The following is an 18,086-nucleotide window of genomic DNA, read 5'->3' as shown; positions in this document are numbered from 1 at the left end:
GTCAGCGGAAGGCCGGGGCGTGGGCCTCGGCCCAGGCGGCGAAGGGGCGGGCGGGGCGGCCGGTGACGCGCTGGACGGTGTCGGCGACGGTGCGCCCCTCCGGGGGCGTGTTCTTGTAGACGTCCAGGAGCCACGCGATCGTGTACTCGTCCTGCCCCTCGGCGCGCATCCGCTCAGCCGCCTCCTCCTCGCTGAGCTCGACGAGCTCGATGTCCCGGCCCCGTGCACCGGCGATGGCCGCCACCTTCTCCCGGACCGTCAGCGCCTGCGGCCCGGTGATCAGGTACTCCGCCCCCGCGTGGCCCTCCTCGGTGAGCGCGACCGCGGCGACGGCGCCGATGTCGCCCTCGTGGACCAGCGCGCTCAGGCGGTCCACGAAGGGCGCGCGGACGGCGTCCCGGGTGCGCGCCTCGTCCGCCCACTCCAGGGCGTTCGCCATGAACTCGACGGGCATGAGCACGGTCCAGTCCAGGCCTCCGGCGCGCACCGCGTCCTCCAGGGGCGTGGGGCCGCCGCCGTTGAGGACGGTGACCCGCCGCACCCCGGCCTCGCGGGCCATGCGGACGATCTCGGGACCGGTCTCCAGGGGCTTGAAGGCGGCCCCGCTGAAGGTGATCAGGTGCAGTCCGGTGACGCCGGCCAGGGCGTCCTTGAGGCTCGCCGGGTCGGTGAGGTCGCCGCGGACGGCCTCGACGCCCGCGGGGAAGGAGGCCTTCGCCGGGTCGCGGGTCAGGGCGCGGACGTGCTGGCCGCGCTCCAGGAGTTCGCGGACGACCTCGCGGCCCACGGTGCCGGTGGCGCCGGAGACGAGGTGGATCGGGCGGGCGGCGGAAGCGGTGGTGTTCGTCATGGGGACGACGTTAGGAGGGCTTGCGGTCAGTTTCTGTCCGCGAGCTGAGGGGCCGTGGTCCCGGGTGGGCCGTGGTCCCGAGCGGGCTCCCGCCGCTGGGGCCGCTACCGCGCCACCGCGACCACCTCCACCTCGATCCGTGCCTCCGGCCGGAACAGCCGCGCCACCTCCACCGTCGTGCTGGTGGGCGGCGTAGCGGTGAGGTAGGAGCGGCGCACGGCCGCGTAGCCGGGCAGGTCGTCCATGTCGGTCAGGAACGTACGGATGTTGATGATGTCGCCGAGGCCCGCGCCGTACGCGGCGAGGAGGGCGGTGAGGGTCTCGAAGACGCCCCGGCTCTGCTCGGCTATGCCGTCGCCTTCGGCGATCTGGCCGGAGACGTACAGGAGCGCGTGGCCGTCGGCGAGCGGGACGCGGGCGACCTGGGAGTAGGGGCCGAGGGGCTGGGGCGCGTCGGCGGGGTTGGCCAGGGTGACGTGCATGGGTGCGGACTCCGGTCTCGGTCGGTGCGGCTCGGGCGGTGGGGATCAGGCGGTACGAGCGGTGCGGATCAGGCGGTACGGGCGGCGCGGGCGGCGCGCCCTCGGATGTGGGACACGGCGTGGGAGATGTCCTCGTGGACGGTCTCCGGGTCGGCCGCCGCGGCCGTGAAGTGGGCCGCCACGGCCTCCATGACGGGGAGGTCCGCGGCCCGCACGGCCAGCGCGGCGTCCTTCGCGGCGAGGTCCGCGCCGAAGTGCACGTCCTGGGCGAAGGCGCGGGCGACGGCGCCGCCGAGCGGCCCCCGGGCGAGGGCGGTGCGCGCGGCGTCCCCGTCGAGGCCGAGCGCGTCGGCGAGGGCCAGCGCCTCGGCGACCAGGGCGACGCCGCCGAGCACCGCGGTGTTGACGACGAGCTTGAGCGCGGCCCCGGAGCCCGCGGGGCCGGTACGGGTCACGGTCCCGAGCCGGGCGAGCACGTGCGCGACCCCGTCGGCGTCGCCGCCCGCGAGGATGCCGAGCTCCCCGGCCGCGGCCTTGTCGGTGCTGCCCGCGACGGGCGCGTCGACGAGGGTGACGCGGCCCGCGGCCCGCTCCCCCAACTCCCTGACGACGTCAGGGCCGACGGTGGACATCTCCACCCAGTACGCGCCCTCGCGGAGCGCCGGAAGGATCGCGTCGGCGACGGAGCGCACGGCGTCGGGCCCCGCGAGCATCGTGATCACGACATCGGCGTCCCGCACGGCGTCGGCGGGCGAGGCCGCGAGGCGCGCGCCCTCCGCGACGAGGCGTTCCGCCTTCGTGGCGGTGCGGTTCCAGACGGTCAACGGGTGCCCCGCGGCGAGCAGTCGGCGGGCCATGGGCGTGCCCATGTGGCCGAGCCCCAGGAAGGCGATGCGTTCCGCGTGCTGTGTGCGCTGTTCCATGGGGACGACGCTAGGCCCGGGGCTGCGATGCGACAAGCGAATGTCTAGCATGGCTGCCATGCAGACAACGCATGGCAGCGCGGACGGGCCGGGGCTGCGGCCGGGGGCGGGACCGGTATCGGTGGCGGGGCCGGGTGCCGCCGATCTCTCCACCTTCTGGCTGCGGGCCTTCCTGGAGGTGGCGCGCGAGGGCTCGTTCACGGTGGCGGCGCGGCGGCTCTCCCTGACGCAGTCCGCCGTGTCCCGCCAGATCGCGGCCCTGGAGGGCGCGCTCGGCGGGGCCCCGCTCTTCGACCGGCTGCCGCGCGGCGTGCGGCTCACCGCGCACGGGCGGGCCGTGCTGCCGCACGCGCGGGCCGTCACCGGCCAACTGTCGCGGCTGCGCCAGGAGTTGACGGACCTGGAGGGTGTCGCGCGCGGCCTGCTCCGGTTCGGGGCGTTCGCGACGGCGGACGTGGCCCTGGTGCCGCGCGCCATCGCCGCGTTCCGGGCGCGGCACCCCGGGGTGACGCTCACGCGCGAGGAGGGCTTCACCGGGCCGCTGCTGGCCCGCCTCGCGGACGGCGACCTCGACCTGGCCGTGGTGTCGACGACGGGCGGCCCGCTCCCGCAGGACGCGTACGAGCTGCACCACCTCCTGGACGAGCGGCTGTACGTGGCCCTGCCCGCCGCCCACCCCCTGGCGGGCGAGGCGTCCCTGGAGCTCGCCCGGCTCGCCGGCGAGGACTGGATCTCCGGCAGCGCGGAGCCCGCGGGCACCCTGCTCGACGCCGCGCTGCGGCACGGCTTCAGGCCGCGCGTCGCCCATGTGGTCGCCGAGTGGACCGCCAAGCAGGGGTACGTCGCCGCCGGGCTCGGCGTCGCCCTGATCCCGGCGCTCGCGGCCCAGGGCGTGCGGCAGGACGTCGCGCTCGTGCCGGTCCGCGACGAGGGCGCGCCCGCCCGCGCGGTGTACGCGGCGACGGCGCGGGGGCGTTCACCCGTGCCCAGCGCGGAGCCGTTCCTGGCCGCCCTGCGGGAGTCCGGGCGGCTGCTCGCCGGCTGAGGGGCGTGCCGTGCGGCGTTGGTAGTAGGCCGCCGTCACCGCCAGGAGCAGGGGCGCCCACAGCAGCAGCGGGGCGTAGCAGAGCACCAGGAACGCGTCCTGCGCGGGCGATCCCATGCCGCCGGGTCCGATGCCCGAGTCCAGGCCCGCGCCCACGCTCCGGAAGGCGTAGCCCCAGATCAGGGCGAGCGCGACGGCACCGAGCGCGGCCGGGACGACGGCGGCGAGCGGGCGCACCCGGCGGCCGCCGAGCAGCGGTATCCAGCGGGGCACGACCTCGCCCCACGGCCGCACCAGACCGAGCGTCAGCAGGGCCAGGCCCTCCGAGACGGCGCTGAGCGAGAGGACGTACAGCGATTCGCCGAACCCCGGCCGGTAGTCGGACACGGGCAGGCCCAGGACGAGGGCGACGCGCCACAGGCTCGACGGCAGGACGATCCACGGCACGGCGTGCGCGGCGCGTGCGGCCCAGCGGGGCACGCCGGGCAGGGAGATGACCTTCGACATGTTCTCCATGCTGGTGCGCGGGCCGGGGCCGGGCATCGGCACGGATGGTGGTCCGCCTCCGCCGCGCGGGGGAGGCGGACCGCGCCCAGGGGCGGACCTCCGCGAGCGGCGCGGTACAGCACGGCACGGCACGGCAGGTCAAAGATCGCGTACCCCGTAGCGCACGGCTCCCGCGGCCCGCGATACTTCCGCCACCTCACCTGCAACGGAAGGACTCTCGTGGCTTCGTCTCACATAGTCGGGCCCCGGCTCGTGGCGCTCGGCACCGCCCTGCTGCTCGGGCTCCCGGCCGCGCCCGCCCTGGCCGACTCCACCGCACCGGGCGGGGCCGCGCCCACCGTCGAGGAACAGCGCCTGGAGCGGGCGGTGCCCCAGGAGATCCTGCGCCGCAGCGGCTTCGACTCCGTGGCGCCCGCGTTCGCGCGGGCCCTCGACCGTGCGCACTCCTACGGGCAGGCCGAGCGGATCGTCGTCCGCCACGGGCAGGCGCTGTGGCGGCGCGCCGTGGACCGGGTGCAGGGGCGGGGGCCGAGCGGCGGGGACTTGAGCCGGGGCGACGACCGGCCGCTGTACTGGGCGCGGCTCGGGATGACGCGGGAGCTGCGGGCGTGGCAGCCGAAGGGCCGCGAACTCGGCGCGGAGCGGCGGGCGCGGCTGCTGGGGAAGCTGGAGGTGTCGTCCCGGGGCCAGGACGAGGTCGACTACCCCAAGGGCCACGGCAAGCGGATGAAGCGGGTGCTCCTCACCGGCTTCGACCCGTTCACGCTCGACCGGGACGTCCGCATCAGCAACCCGTCCGGCGCGACGGCCCTCGCCCTCGACGGCACGGTCATACGGACCGCCGCGGGCCCCGTGCGGATCGAGACGGTCACGTTCCCGGTGCGCTGGGCGGACTTCGCCGACGGTGCCGTGGAGCGGGCGCTGCGGCGGCAGTTGCCGCGCGTGGACCTGTTCACGACCGTCAGCCAGGGCCGGATCGGCAAGTTCGACATCGAGCGGACCAACGGCGCCTGGCGCGGCGGCTTCGGCGACAACGAGAACCTGTCGAGCACCGGCACGGTCCCGGTCGCCGATCCCGCGTCGCAGCCGCAGTGGACCACGACGACGCTGCCGTACAAGGACATCGTCGCCGCCTCCACCGGCCGCTTCCCGGTGTACGACAACACGGCCGTGACCGAGGTGCCGGCGGGCGGCGGCGCGCCCGTGGACCGGCCCGACGGGCCGACGCCCGGCTCGGCGGCCCGCAAGGGCGGCGGCGGTGACTACCTGTCGAACGAGATCGCCTACCGCGCGACGCTGCTCCGCGACCGGCTCGGCCTGCACGACCGGCTGCCGGGCGGCCATGTGCACACGCCGGTGCTCCAGTTCGGGGCGGGCAACACCGACCCGGCGACCGGGGCGGTCACCGACCCCGAGTTCGTGCGCAACCGGGCCGACATCGTCGGACAGACGCGGCGGATCGTGGTGGCGGCGGTGGAGGCTCGCCGGTAGGTGTCCCTCGCGGAGCGCCCCAGGCCCGCCCCTTCCCGATGTTCCAGAGTGACACTTCTGGAGTGATCGGGTCATGGTGGCATCTACGCAGGTCAGAGGCGCTAGGCAATCTTCGCTCCCTAGCAGGAGCACTTTGACGCCCTGGTGTTCTGGCGCTTCGACCGCGCCATCCGGGACATGGGCGACATGCACGAGCTTGCCAAGTGGGCCCGCGAACACCGCAAGCTCATTGTGTTCGCCGAGGGCATCGGCGGGGGCCGTCTGACATTCGACTTCCGCAACCCGATGGACCCCATGAGCGAGCTCATGATGCTCATGCTGGCCTTTGCCGCTCAGGTCGAGTCGCAGAGCATCAAGGACCGCGTCAGCGGGGCACAGGCAGCCATGCGGAAGATGCCGCTTCGCTGGCGGGGCGGCGGCAAGCCCGCGTACGGCTACCTGCCCGCCCCCATGCCCGCCGAGCACGGCGGGGTTGGTTGGACCCTGGTGCCCGACCCGTACGCGGTCACCATCATTGAACGGATCATTGCCGAGCTGGTCGACGGCCGAGGGCTGCACACCATCGCGCGCGGACTGAACGCGGACGGCGTGCTCTCCCCCTCCGCGCACTGGACTGCCTACCAGGCGCGCACCAAGAGGAAGACGGTTGCGGTCACGGACGAGCCCGTGAAGAAGCCCGCGCAGTGGCGGGCGCAGACCATCGAGAAGATGCTGACCAACGAAGCGCTCATGGGCTGGAAGATGCACCGCGGCAAGCCCGTGCGCGACGACCAGGGCGCCCCGGTCATGGCCACGGACAGCCCGATTCTGACCCGCGAAGAGTTCGACCAGGTCGCCGCGCTCCTCACCCCCAAGCCGATCGAACAGAAGGCTCCCGAGCGCACAGATTCCACGGCGCTGTTGCTGCGGGTCATCCACTGCAACGGATGCAGCGAGCGTATGTACCTGAACCGGTCCTCAGGTACCTACCGGTGCTCGTCGTACAAGTACGGGACCTACTGCCCCGCCCCGTGCACCGTGCGCGCGGAATGGGTCGACGAGTACGTGAGCGACGAGTTCCTGAAGGCGGCGGGCAAGATCCAGATCAACCGCGTCGTCGAGATACCGGGCTACGACCCGCAGCCCGAGATAGACGCCACCCTCGCCGAGTTCGAGGAACACCAGCAGGAGAAGGGGCGCCAGAAGTCCAAGAGCGCTCAGGCAGCGTGGCAGCGCCGGGCGGACGCCCTGGACACACGTCTGGCAGAGCTGGAATCCCGCGAGAAGCGCGAGCCCCGCCGCGAGGTGGTCCCCACCGGGCGCACGTATGCAGACGACTGGAACGGCGCAGACACCGCAGCACGCCGCGCCTCACTCATCACTGCGGGAGCGCGCCTGATGGTCAAGCCCGGTGGCAAGGGCGGATGGCGACGGCTCGATGTGCGCCGCGTTGAGTTCGCTATCACCGGGGAGTTGGACCCTGCCATTGCCGAGCTTGCGGCCACCACGGGAGACATGGAAGCCGAAGCACGCAAGGACGCGCCCCCGGCCCCGGGCAGCGCCGCACGCCTCGCCGAGCCCGCCCCCGCCGAACCCGTGCGGGAACTGGTGGCCGCATAGCGGCGCCGTAGCGCTGTGTCCCGGTGGGCACCCGTCGCCTGCCGGGGCTTGCGGCTGCCCCGGCGCCGCCCCCTTGCTCGTCCTCGGGCCGACTGGCCCACAGCGGGGTGCAGGGTGGTGATGGAGTGACGGTTTACACCACTTTTTTGAAACGCATAGAAAAAAATACACAGAAGGAGAGAACGGCGCCTCAAACAGCACTCCGCCACCGGGCCACCCCCGCTCCTTGGCGGGCATCCTGCGCCCGCTAGGGTGCCGCTCGCGGCTAGGTCACCCGGTTGTATGCGGTGCAGTACAACTAGCCGCACGGAGCCCCGGCAGTCCCTCACGGACCGTCGGGGCTCTCTGCTGTCTGCCCTTGAAGCTGGTTGGGGCGCCGTTCAGCATGGCCCGACTGCTCGGAGCGGCGGGCAACCTCCGCTCCCTATCAGAGCCGGGAAGGGAGCGGCAGCGCACACCAGCGAGCGCCCCTCTCCCACCGACTTACCGAGAGCGGGATTACCGCGCACCCGCCCTACAGGGGGACACACGGCGGTCTGAGTGTCTGCTCTCGGTAGTAGCGCTGTCCGTGCACCACGCACCCGCGAGGGTGGCCGCAGGGGTCGTGAGGCAGCGCGCGGGGGCCGTACCGCCCATCAGTAACCCACTCGCCCGGCGAGTGCGCCGAACGGGGTTGGAAGCCCGTACGGCCCCCACAACGTCCCGGACCGGTCCTCGCCGGCTCGGGGCTCCCCATGCCCGCTGACCCAACAGGTAGAGGTGCGCGGTACCGGCCTCCGCGGGGTATCGGCCGCAGAGTTTCCCGGTTCGAGTCCGGGGGCGGGCACTCCATCACAACAACGACCAGGCGGTGACTCATGACCCCATGTGTTGAGTGCAGCGATGCGGCAACTCGCCGCGGACGCTGCGACGTTCACGACAAGGCGTATCAGGACCGTCCCTCGGTTCGCTCTCGCCGTTCACGCGGTGGGCGCCGTGCGAGGCGGCATGATGCGGCGGCGCGGCTCCGCAGACGGATACAGGAACGCGGGCACGCGTGGTGTGACTGGTGCCTGGGCGACTTCCCCGCGGACGCGGTGGACGTGGACCACGTACGCCCGCTCGCCATGGGCGGGACGGACACGGCGAGCAACGTTCAGGTGCTGTGCACCGGCTGCCACGGGCTGAAGACGAGCACGGAGTTCGGGCGTACCGCGTGAAGACGCCGTTCCGTCCGGGCCTTGACCGGGCTCGCACGGGGCGGAAAGGGGGCGGTGTAGGTGCGCACGCTGCTCTACGGCGTGTCCGACGGGTCGAGTGTTCTCCGGGCGCGGGACCGCCCCGGTACGGGCGCGAACTCGTACCGGGGCGGGAGGATCAGGTCACTACGCTGGGAAGTACACAGACTTGAACAGGCGCAGCGGCCCGTCCTGAGCGCCTTGGAGCAGGACGGTGTGGGGGCCGTCGCAGTCCTCTTCCAGGAAGAGCCACGCCTGCTTGTCGGTCTGGTTCAGGGGCTTGAAGGCGTTCTGCAGAGGCTTGTTTTCGACTTCGGGGATTTGGTGGCAGATGTTCGTCTGCGCGTTGATCATCTCTCCGTAGTTCGTTTGGCCGGGGAGGCCCCACTGATACTTGAAGAAGCCGACGGCCTCGGCGTGAGCCGAGGTGGGGATCGTGACGATGAGGGCGAGGGCGCCGAGAGCGGCGCCGACGGTATGGCGGATGCGCATGAAGGGAATTCCCTTGCTTGGCGGACGTTGACCGGCGGCCGACCATCCGGTAGGAAGCCTGCCCCCGGGGCATGGTCCGGATAGCGGAATCGTTCCAGCGCACGGTGGTGATCATAGGGCGTACGAGAAGCGGAACCAATGCACGCTGTGCGCGCTCCGCCATTCGAGTCCCGCTCGCCTCGCATCAACCCTCACCCCGCGGGAGGTGACCCCCATGCCCCGTAAGCCCCGTACCCCCTGCACGATCCCCGGGTGCCCCGAGCTGACGAGCGGGGGACGCTGCCCGACGCACGAGCGCGAGGCACAGCAGCAGCGAGGCACGACAGCCGAGCGGGGCTATGACACCCGGTGGCAGCGCGTCCGGCGCCGGTACCTGTACGCGCATCCGTGGTGCGTGCTGTGCTCGCGCATCGCGACGGTTGCCGATCACTTCCCGGAGTCGCGTCGCTCGCTGGTGGCTCGGGGCGACACCGATCCGGACGCGTGGTCTCGTCTGCGTCCGCTCTGCACGTCGTGCCACAACCGGGAGACAGCGCGGCACCAGCCGGGTGGTTGGGCTGCCGAGCGTGTCCGTCCTCGCCGTTTCTGAGTCGGCGACCAGGGGGTGACCCCCGCGCCTCGCCGAGACGGATCGGCAGGGAGGCGAAATACTCGCATGGCTCATTTGAGTGTTCCCGTGGGCCATGCGCATCGCCAGACATTCTGACGCTCACTTGATATGCCGTTCCGGCTATTCACTCAGGAGAATTCTTATGTCATTGACTCTGGCCGAGTCCGCGAAGCTCTCTCAGGATGATCTGCGGCGTGGAGTGATCGAGACGTTCGTTCAGGAGTCTCCTATCCTGGATCGACTGCCGCTGATAGATGTGGCGGGGAATGCCTATCGCTACAACGAAGAGTCCAGCCTTCCTGGCGTCTCGTTCCGGGCAGTGAACGAGGCGTACCCGGAGAGCACCGGTGCCGTGAACCAGCGGATTGAGACGCTGGCGATCCTCGGCGGTGACGCGGACGTGGACAAGTTCATCGTGCAGACCCGGGGAAACCTGAATGACCAGCGGGCCATTCAGACCGTGATGAAGGTCAAGGCCGCCTCTATCCACTTTGCGGACCAGTTCTTCAATGGCGATGCCGCGGTGAACCCCAAGGGGTTCGACGGTTTGCGCAAGCGGCTGCTGGGCTCTCAAGTCCTGGACGCAAAGGGCGTCGGGCCTGTGGCCAACGGCTATGACTTCTTTGATGCGTTGGACGCGCTGACCGCACAGGTACGCGGCATCAACGGTTCCAATGGCGCTCTCTACATGAACGCCGAGATCCGCGCCAAGATCGTGTCCGGGTTCCGCCGACTCGGCGGCAGCGAACTCCTCCCCGCAGAGATCGCGGGGAAGCGAACCGTTGCCTGGAACGGCATCCCGCTCCTGGACGCAGGACAGAAACTGGACGGCACCGATGTACTGCCCCTTACCGCCGGGACAGGCGGCAAGCAGACCGGCGACATCTACGCCGTGCGCTTCGGCTCCTCCGAAGCCGATGCTGCTGTCTCCGGGCTGACCAACGGCGGCATCCAGGTCACCGACCTCGGCGAGTCCCACGACAAGCCCGTCTATCGCACCCGCATCGATTTCTACTGCGGGCTCGCACTGTTCGGCGGCAAGGCAGCAGCACGTCTGACTGGCGTCCTGAACGGCTGACCCACTCAAAGCCCCCGTATTCGTCACCCTTACCAGGATGGCGAATACGGGGGCTTTTGGCGTGACTTGGAGGCTAACTAGCAGGCCTCTATCTCGGGTTGCTGCATTCCCTCATACGCCTCTCGCAGGTCACTGGCCTCTGAAATTTTGCGAGACTCGACGGCCTGCACGACTTCCAGGGCGCGCCAGCGGTTGGAGGGAACGACACGCCCTGAGAGGATGGCTCGCTGCGCGGCATCACAGGCTTCGTCCACTCGATCGGAAACTACCAGCGACAGTGCGAGATCGATATTGGCCGAGGCTACGCGACGCGGCCATGTCGAGATGTCATTCGATGGGGCAAGCCGATTGATCACCTCACGCGCGTACTCTTCGGCTGCCGGGTCGCCTACCCAAGCCAGGGTAGTCGCAGTGTAGGAAACGGACTTGCCAGGGTCGTACTGGTAATGATGCTCGGGGTGGTCCGGGAATCGCATGGGAGAGACGAGCGCGTTGACTCGACCTATGGCGCCGTACGTCTCATTTACTTGTCCGAGCCTGGCGTACGCACGCCCCTCTTGAGCCGTCGCCTGGATTTCAACGGAGCTTCCCTTCGGTGCAAGGGCTTGAGCCGCCTTGCTCAGCTCCACAGCCTTGGCGTAATCACCAGCACTAAGGACCCGCCATGCGTCCGTCTCGAAACACCAGGCTTGGATTTCAGCATGTCCGGCGTGCTTGGCCAGCGTCATGGCTGTGTGCAGCCGTGCCGTCGCGGCATGCTCCTGGTTCAGGTCGATGTGGAGTGTTGCTCCCAGCAGTGAGAACCAACCACCGAGGACCAGCAACTGCCGGTGCTCTGCCAGGGTCTTCCTCGCGTCCAGCAAGTGACTGACGTATGCCGAGTACTTACGCACTCGCACCAAGAGGTCCTGCGGAGTGGAAGACGGATACTGCCTCGCTAGTTCATCAAAAACCAGCTCAAGACGTGAGAGCGTTTCACCCCCGACGTCACTTGCTGCCACTCGCCGCACAAGTTCCAGGGCTTCCATTTCGTCATCATGTGCAGGAAGAGACGACGCCGACTGGACAGTTGTCGCGGGCACTGCCTGCGGGCCGCCATCTACACAGTGGATCAATGAATCCAGTTGAGATACGGATACCTTCAGCTCTCGGCAAAGGCCCGGCCGGTGGAAGGATTGCGGAGCGGTTTCACCGGTCTCCCAGCGGCTCACGGTTGTTCGCTCCACTCCGATGGCTTCAGCTAGAGACTCCTGGCTGAAACCCATCGCCTTGCGGCGCTTCACGAAGCTCTCTCGCCTGGCCATGTCGCCTCCCCGCTCTCTGGATTGCCGTTGTACCAGGTCAGAGGGTCCGGTGAGTCCAGTATGCGGCAACGATGCGGCAGAGATGCGGCACTCCCGCGCTGGCACCTCTCGATGCCTATCCCTGTACTGGTGAATCGCCCAAGGCGGGATATCTGCGGGGCGGTCTCAAGAAGCCGTCTGGATGCCCCCGGATGGGAAGTCGAACAGCTCTCGCCTGGAACCCGAGAGAGGGCCCATGGAAGCCACGGACCGAGCGCGACTGGAAAGCTACTTCAGCAAGATCGCTGATGGGTTCACGCCGCCCGAGCGGCCGTCCTCATTGCTGATCACACACCTCTTACCCGAGCGCCCCGCCTTCATCAGGGCCATCGGCAAGGCAACCGTCCTGCGGGCCGTGCTGCCCAAGCCGAAGTCCATCGACGTGATGGCCCGGCGCGAGGTGGAACAGGTCGTAGCGTGCGACGAACTGACGCGCGAGACCTTCGCTGACGCGGACACCGCCGTGACCTACCTGGAGACCAGGGCGGCCGGGGAACCGGTCGTTCTGCTCGATGTGGGCGGGTACTTCGCGCCTTCGCTGGACGCGCTTTGCTCCCGCTTCACCGGTCACATCCTCGGCGTGGTCGAGGACACCGAGAACGGCCACAAGCGGTACGCCGACAGGGACAAGCTGCCGTGCCCCGTGGTGTCCGTCGCGCGCTCGCCCCTCAAGGACCCGGAAGACTTCCTGGTGGGCCAGTCGGTCGTCTTCTCCGCCGAAGCCCTCCTGCGAGGGCGTGGCGACATCCTGCACGGACGCCCCGCGCTGGTCCTCGGCTTCGGCAAGCTCGGTTCCAGCATCGCCCGGCTGCTGCACGTCAAGGGCGTACGGGTCATCGTCTACGACATCAACCCGGTACGGCAGACACAAGCCATGTCACACGGGTTCGAAGTGGCCCGCGACCGCGACCAGGCTCTGGAGACCGCTGGCCTTGTTCTGTGCGCTACCGGGGGACTCAGCCTGCGCGGCGAGGACTTCCCTCGCCTGAAGAACGGCGCCTACGTGGCCACCGTGACCAGCTCGGAAGACGAACTGGAACTGGACGGCCTGCCCGCGGGCTACGTCCGGGACAGCGCCGGAGAGAACGTGACCCGGTACACCACCACGGGGCACTACTTCTACCTGCTGAATGGCGGCAACGCCGTCAACTTCCTCCACGGCGCGAGCGTTGGACCGTTCATCTTCCTCGTCCAAGCCGAAATCATCGCGGGCGCGGCCATGCTGGCCCGCGGCGGTCTGGACGCCACCCTGCACGAAGTCCCCGCCACCGACCGGGCAGCCATCGCGGCTACCTGGCTGCACTACTACAACAGGTGATCGAATGCCCATCACGGCAACCCACATCCGCACCACCCTCGCCGAGTACGCCGACGCCCATCCCGAGGACAAGCACACGCTCGCACCCCTGTCGGAGCTGTTGGACCAGGGAGCCGACGTGACCAGCCGCAAGGAGTTCCGCGGCCACGCCACCGCGGGCGCCGTACTCGTCAACGACCAGCGCCAAGCGCTGTTCATCCACCACGTGGCCCTGAACAAGTGGCTGACCCCAGGCGGGCACCTGGAGCCCGAGGACACGAACCTGATGCACGCCGCCCTGCGCGAACTGGTCGAAGAAACCGGGATCACCCTCAGCGTCGCCCCCGTCCAGCCGACCCCGGTCCACGTGGACGTGCACCCCATCCCCGCCAACGACAGCAAGGACGAGCCCGCTCACTGGCACGCGGACTTCCGCTACGTCTTCCAGGTGACGGGCGAGCACTCCGTAACACTCCAAGAGGAAGAGGTCAGCGGGTACGCATGGCGGGGAATCGACACGATCGCTGACGAGACACTGCGCAGCCGCGTCCTCGCCGCCCTGCGCTGATCTCTCCTCGCCCCGTCCGTCCCGGCGCTCCTCTGCTGCGGATGGACGGGGCTTCGTCGTCCTGGCGCCCGTCGTGCCCGCCGAGACGCGCCAGGTAGCCAAAGCGCCCCGACAGACCGCGTAGGACCGGTCCACCGGGGCTTGCCGAGACAGCTTCCAAGGAGCTGAAACGACCGTGCGTGATGCTATCGCCAGAGCACTCCTCCGGGTGCTCTCCTTACTGCCCCGTGCCCCTCGCGTCGAGCCCGGACGCCACACCGCCAAGTTCCTGACAGCCCGGCCCATGCCAGTGAGGGAAGCGCCCTCCGAGCCCGATCCAGCGGCCGCATGGCGTGCCCCCTGGCAGACACCGAGCGCCGAGACGGTCCGGGAAATCTTCGAACAACGCCCCGAGCTTCCGTATCTGCAACGCGAGCGGTGGCGCGCGGCAGCGTTCGCCGAACTCGGCGTGGACTACGACCACCCCACCACGAACATCACTCCCGTCCGGGCGGTGTCCGCATGACCCGCGACGGAGTTACCAGCGCACTCACCACCCCCACACCGCCCGTGCTCGGCATCTGCGGCCACCAGACGACGGCCCCCGTCCCCGTAGGCGAGATCCCTCGTGCGAGCGGCGGAGGCTGGCACACCCACTACGTGTGCCCCGACTGCGTGCACCTGTACGGGCCCCTAGCGCAGTGGGACGAGCTGCCCGCCCTGCGCTGGACCACCCAGCGCTGATCAGCTCACGCAAGACCACGCCCCGCTCGGCCAAGTCCCGAGCGGGGCTTTTGCATGCTCTGACCAGGCACTACCCTCAGACCTCCTACTAGCGAGCATCGGGGCTTCCCGATCCGGGGACTCCGCCCCCGTACCCCCGCTTTTCGGCGCTCCGCGCCTCGTCCTCAAACGCCGGACGGGCTGAGAGTTCCAGCCCGTCCGGCGTTTGAGGACGAGCGCGTCAGCGCGAGGGTCCACGACGGCGCCGCAGAACAGGCGCAGCCGGGGCTACGCCGTGGTGGGGGTGCGGGGCGGGTCGGAGGCGGCGGCCCCGTCGTCCCCGGCGGCGGCGTCGTCGTCCTCGCCCAGCAGGTCGCGGGCCATCAAGGTCGCGCCCGCGACCGCGCCGGGCATCAGGAACACGGCGACGAACGGGATCAGGAACACCACCGCGAGCGGGGCGCCGAAGCCCCAGGCGAGGGTCTTGCGGGCGCGCAGCAGGGCGAGGCGCTCGCGCAGCTGGACGCCGCGGCGCTGGAGCGCGACCGCCGTCAGCTCCTCCACCAGGAAGAAGCCGGTGACGAGGAAGCCGAGGACGGGGATCACGGTCTGGCCGACCACGGGGACGAAGCCGAGGCCGAAGAGCAGCACGCTCCACAGCAGCGCCCGCACCACGATGCGCAGGCTGTCGCGCGCGGAGATCAACAGGTCGCGCCAGAGCGGCAGGCCCGACTCGGGGGCGAAGCCGGCCACGGAGACGTCGACCTGCTCCGACAGGGACTCGTAGAACGGCTCCCCGATGAGGAGCGTCACGGCGGTGAAGCTCACCACGGACAGGAGCAGGGCGAGGGAGAACAGCAGGGCGGTGAGGAAGCCGCGGAACGCCCCCTGCCACGGGGAGCCCCAGTCGTCGGCGAACGGCGTCGCCCAGGACACGAGGTCCGTGCCCCACAGTGCGAGCGCGACGAGCGCGGCCGCGTACAAGACGAGGGTGATGAGGCCGGGCAGCAGCCCCCAGCCGTACTGCTTGCGGTGCTGGGCGACCCAGCGCTGCCCCTTCACCAGATAGCCGAAGCCCTGACCTAGATCACGCATGCGGCACACCTTATCCGGTGGGTGAAAACCCCCTTGTTGCGGCGGAGTTCACCCTGTAGACCTCCCCTACTGATCTCTCAGGATCTCTCAGGACTCCTCATAGGGAGGTACGGATGGGGACATCCCGGCCATCCAGACCGGTTCTGCTCACCGCGTCGGCCGCCGCGGGCACGCTCCTGTTCACCGCGCTCACACCGGGCGGTGCCAGCGCCGATCCCCGGCCCGCGCCGCGCCCCGTGGTGCGCGACGGGACGCCGCTCGACCCGCCCGACAAGGCGGCGAGGACGCCGCGGGCCGCGGCCGAGCGGGCCCTCGACGGCGCCGACGTGCCGCTCGACACCGGCGCGGGCCGCGGCTATCCGCGCGAGCGCAGGCTCGACCCGGAGCCGCCGAACCCGGCCGACAAGTCCATCAAGCTGGGCCTGACCCCGTACCACGCCATCGCGCCCGAGCTGAACGAGATCCAGCGGATCGGCGACCGGGTCAGCGTGGAGATCGCCGGGCGTTCGGCGGGCGGCCACGAGCTGTACCTGGTGACGGTGACCGCGCCCGAGACGGCGCGCGAGGCCGCCCGGCAGGAGCGGATGCGCCGCCTCATCGCGAACGCGCCGAAGGCCGCCGCCCGGAACCAGGCGATCAAGTCCTCGTACAAGACACCCGTCTTCATCAACAACAACATCCACGGCAACGAGTGGGAGGGCACGGACGCGGCCCTCAAGCTGATCAGGAAGCTGGCGAAGGCGAAGGACGCGGGGACGCGGAAGCTCCTCACCCGCAACCGCCTGTACTTCAACGTCACCATGAACCCCGACGGCCGGATCGCGGGCACCCGGCCGAACGCGGGCGGCTTCGACCTGAACCGCGACTTCATCACCGCGTCGCAGCCCGAGACGCGCGCGGTGCGGCGCATCGCCGTCACCAAGCAGCCCGCCGTGATGATCGATCTGCACGGCTACGTCAACGGCACCCTGATCGAGCCGACCACGCCGCCGCACGGCGAGAACTACGAGTACGACCTGTTCCTGAAGAACACCTACGCCAACGCCCTCGGCATGGAGAAGGCCGTCAACGGCCTCGGCTACACCGAGGCGAAGGACGGTGTGAAGCCGGCGGTCATCCCCTTCCGGGACCAGAAGGAGGGCTGGGACGACTGGCCCCCGATCTTCACGCCGCAGTACATGCCGTTCCACGGCGCGGTCGCGGCGCACACCATCGAGTTCCCGCTGCAGGTCAACAACGCCGAATACGAGTCGCAGCCGGTCGCCGAGCTGCGCCGCCGCGCCGCCGTCAACGTGGACATCGCGGGCGCGGCCATGCGGGCGAGCATCGACTTCGCCGACCGCAGGGGGCGGTCGCTGATCGCGGACCAGATCGAGGTGTTCCGGCGCGGCGCGGCCGGGGCCGCGCAGGTGCCGGTCTCGAAGGAGACGGTGCCCGGCGTGCCGGGCATCGGCCCGGAGGACGTGTACACGACGCGGTTCCCGCGCGCGTACGTGATCCCGGCGGGCGGGCGGCAGGCGCAGCGCTCCGCGGCCGCCGCGTCCCGGCTCGTCGACCACCTGCTCGCCAACGACGTCCGCGTCCGGCGCGCCACCCGTGACTTCCGGCTCGGCGGGCGCGCGTACGCGAAGGGCTCGTACGTCGTCGACATGCGGCAGCCCAAGCGGGGCCTCGCCAACGTGATCCTGGCCGACGGGCGTGACATCAGCGCCAAGGTGTCGGCCATGTACGACATCTCGGGCTGGAGCCTCGGGCGGCTGTGGGGCGCGTCCGTGACGTCGGTGGGCAAGGGCGACGCGGCGCGGGTGCCCGCGCGGCGCGTGCACGCCTCGACGCGGGTCGCGTACGTCGCCCCGCGCGGCGACCTGCGGCTGCGCCTTGACGACCCGCGCGCGGTCGCGGCGCTGAACTCGCTGCTCGGGGACGGGGTCGCGGTGCGCGCCGCCGGGACCACCGGGAACACCGCCGCGATCGTGCCCGGGTCCGCGCGGCGGCTCGCGCGGGAGGCCGCCGCCGAGTACGACGTCGCCTTCCACGCCACCCGGGCGCGCGGCGGCGAGGTGCTCCGGCGCACGCGGGTCGCCGCCGCGGTGACGCCGGGCGAGCTGTTCGCGCTGCGGGAGATGGGCTTCGACGTGACGCCCGTGTCGACCGGCGTCCTCAACTCCGGCTTCGACTGGGGCAGGACGGACGTGCTGTTCGTGTCGGCGGGCCTTGACCACCGGAAGCTGACCGGCGAGGCGAAGGCCCGGCTCGACGCCTTCTTCGCGCGCGGGGGCGGCCTGGTCGGGCGCGGGGCCGAGGGGGCCGCGCTGAACTCCGCGGCCGGGCTGCTGCCCGTCACCGCCGTCGAGGGCAACGGCGACGCCAACGGCGTGGTGCGCGTGCGCGATGCCCGCGGGGCGGGCGGGTTCGGCTTCGTCTACGCGCCCGTGTGGTTCACGGGGCTCGGCGACGGGGTGCGGGTCGAGGAGTCCTACGGCTCGGGGAATCCGCTGGTGTCGGGGCACTGGCGTCCTGCGGACGGCGGGCGCGGTGGGCCCGCCGACGCGGCCGGCCAGGCCTCCGTGGTGAGTGGCTCCGTCCGGGGCTCGGAGGTCGCCCTCTTCGGTACGGAGCCCCTGTTCCGGGCGCACCCGAAGGGGGAGTACGCCCAGGTGGCGCGGGCGCTGTTCGCCGCGCGCTAGCCCTCGCGGGGCGCCCCAGGCCCCCCTTCCCGACCTGGGGGCTCCGCCCCCCCAACAACACAGGGGGTGGGAAAAAACACACCCCCCCCCCCCCCCCCCC

At 70.7% G+C, this 18,086-nt stretch carries 17 protein-coding genes; 10 read left to right on the top strand and 7 right to left on the bottom strand.

The annotated features are described in order from the left end of the window. Position 1: 1 nt before the first annotated feature. The 3 genes from IG74_RS0119765 to IG74_RS0119755 form a co-directional block, all read right to left on the bottom strand. Positions 2–850 carry an NAD(P)H-binding protein gene (locus IG74_RS0119765; protein ID WP_051855039.1) on the bottom strand — a complete coding sequence of 283 codons (849 nt, stop codon included), beginning with the start codon at positions 848–850 and terminating at the stop codon, positions 2–4. 104 nt (positions 851–954) lie between these two features. Beyond that, positions 955–1,332, bottom strand: a complete 378-nt coding sequence (locus tag IG74_RS0119760) for a RidA family protein (RefSeq protein WP_030678639.1) — start codon at positions 1,330–1,332, stop codon at positions 955–957. 68 nt (positions 1,333–1,400) lie between these two features. Beyond that, positions 1,401–2,255 carry an NAD(P)-dependent oxidoreductase gene (locus IG74_RS0119755; protein ID WP_030678638.1) on the bottom strand — a complete coding sequence of 285 codons (855 nt, stop codon included), beginning with the start codon at positions 2,253–2,255 and terminating at the stop codon, positions 1,401–1,403. 49 nt (positions 2,256–2,304) lie between these two features. Here IG74_RS0119755 and IG74_RS0119750 point away from each other — a divergent pair, with 49 nt between their 5' ends. Beyond that, positions 2,305–3,300, top strand: coding sequence for a LysR family transcriptional regulator (locus tag IG74_RS0119750; RefSeq protein WP_078868900.1), 996 nt, complete (start codon positions 2,305–2,307; stop codon positions 3,298–3,300). Here IG74_RS0119750 and IG74_RS0119745 read toward each other — a convergent pair. Next, positions 3,232–3,843, bottom strand: coding sequence for a hypothetical protein (locus IG74_RS0119745; protein WP_234334384.1), 612 nt, complete (start codon positions 3,841–3,843; stop codon positions 3,232–3,234). The two genes, IG74_RS0119750 and IG74_RS0119745, sit on opposite strands and share 69 nt — an antisense overlap. Before the next feature lie 183 nt (positions 3,844–4,026). On the opposite strand from IG74_RS0119745, the gene IG74_RS0119740 reads away from it, so the two are divergent. From IG74_RS0119740 to IG74_RS0119730, 3 genes are all read left to right on the top strand, one after another. After that, a complete protein-coding gene (locus IG74_RS0119740; protein WP_030678631.1) occupies positions 4,027–5,298 on the top strand; it encodes a hypothetical protein in 1,272 nt (423 codons plus the stop codon). Between the two features lie 141 nt (positions 5,299–5,439). Beyond that, positions 5,440–6,897 carry a recombinase family protein gene (locus IG74_RS0119735; RefSeq protein ID WP_324607506.1) on the top strand — a complete coding sequence of 486 codons (1,458 nt, stop codon included), beginning with the start codon at positions 5,440–5,442 and terminating at the stop codon, positions 6,895–6,897. Positions 6,898–7,754: 857 nt separating this feature from the next. After that, a complete protein-coding gene (locus IG74_RS0119730; RefSeq protein WP_030678625.1) occupies positions 7,755–8,096 on the top strand; it encodes an HNH endonuclease in 342 nt (113 codons plus the stop codon). Between the two features lie 165 nt (positions 8,097–8,261). Here IG74_RS0119730 and IG74_RS0119725 read toward each other — a convergent pair whose 3' ends face one another. Then, positions 8,262–8,606 carry a hypothetical protein gene (locus tag IG74_RS0119725; protein WP_051855038.1) on the bottom strand — a complete coding sequence of 115 codons (345 nt, stop codon included), beginning with the start codon at positions 8,604–8,606 and terminating at the stop codon, positions 8,262–8,264. Positions 8,607–9,358: 752 nt separating this feature from the next. Between IG74_RS0119725 and IG74_RS0119720 the strand changes: the two genes are divergently transcribed. Then, entirely contained in the window at positions 9,359–10,294 is a 936-nt protein-coding gene (locus IG74_RS0119720; protein ID WP_030678621.1) for a major capsid protein, read from the top strand. Positions 10,295–10,371: 77 nt separating this feature from the next. Here IG74_RS0119720 and IG74_RS49515 read toward each other — a convergent pair whose 3' ends face one another. Beyond that, the gene (locus tag IG74_RS49515; protein WP_037825762.1) at positions 10,372–11,598 is read right to left on the bottom strand and encodes a helix-turn-helix domain-containing protein; all 1,227 of its coding nucleotides are present in this window, start codon (positions 11,596–11,598) and stop codon (positions 10,372–10,374) included. Positions 11,599–11,833: 235 nt separating this feature from the next. Here IG74_RS49515 and IG74_RS0119715 point away from each other — a divergent pair, with 235 nt between their 5' ends. From IG74_RS0119715 to IG74_RS52150, 4 genes are all read left to right on the top strand, one after another. Next, positions 11,834–12,955 carry an adenosylhomocysteinase gene (locus IG74_RS0119715; RefSeq protein WP_030678618.1) on the top strand — a complete coding sequence of 374 codons (1,122 nt, stop codon included), beginning with the start codon at positions 11,834–11,836 and terminating at the stop codon, positions 12,953–12,955. A 4-nt stretch (positions 12,956–12,959) separates the two neighbouring features. Next, the gene (locus IG74_RS0119710; RefSeq protein ID WP_030678615.1) at positions 12,960–13,502 is read left to right on the top strand and encodes an NUDIX hydrolase; all 543 of its coding nucleotides are present in this window, start codon (positions 12,960–12,962) and stop codon (positions 13,500–13,502) included. 283 nt (positions 13,503–13,785) lie between these two features. Beyond that, the gene (locus IG74_RS49510; protein WP_234334382.1) at positions 13,786–14,007 is read left to right on the top strand and encodes a hypothetical protein; all 222 of its coding nucleotides are present in this window, start codon (positions 13,786–13,788) and stop codon (positions 14,005–14,007) included. Further along, positions 14,004–14,225: a hypothetical protein gene (locus IG74_RS52150; RefSeq protein ID WP_158857697.1), complete on the top strand. Its 222-nt coding sequence runs from the start codon at positions 14,004–14,006 to the stop codon at positions 14,223–14,225. Before IG74_RS49510 ends, IG74_RS52150 begins: the two co-directional genes overlap by 4 nt. Before the next feature lie 267 nt (positions 14,226–14,492). Here the strand turns inward: IG74_RS52150 and IG74_RS0119700 are convergent, their stop codons facing one another. Continuing rightward, positions 14,493–15,299: an EI24 domain-containing protein gene (locus IG74_RS0119700; RefSeq protein WP_030678612.1), complete on the bottom strand. Its 807-nt coding sequence runs from the start codon at positions 15,297–15,299 to the stop codon at positions 14,493–14,495. Between the two features lie 113 nt (positions 15,300–15,412). Between IG74_RS0119700 and IG74_RS0119695 the strand changes: the two genes are divergently transcribed. Continuing rightward, positions 15,413–17,986 (top strand): M14 family zinc carboxypeptidase, encoded by a 2,574-nt coding sequence (locus IG74_RS0119695; protein WP_030678608.1) that lies wholly within the window; start codon positions 15,413–15,415, stop codon positions 17,984–17,986. The last annotated feature ends 100 nt before the right edge of the window (positions 17,987–18,086 follow it).

Source organism: Streptomyces sp. NRRL B-1347, from assembly GCF_000720325.1.
Classification (GTDB): domain Bacteria; phylum Actinomycetota; class Actinomycetes; order Streptomycetales; family Streptomycetaceae; genus Streptomyces.
Note: the sequence above shows the minus strand (reverse complement) of the source record. Positions and strands in the feature narration are given on the sequence as shown.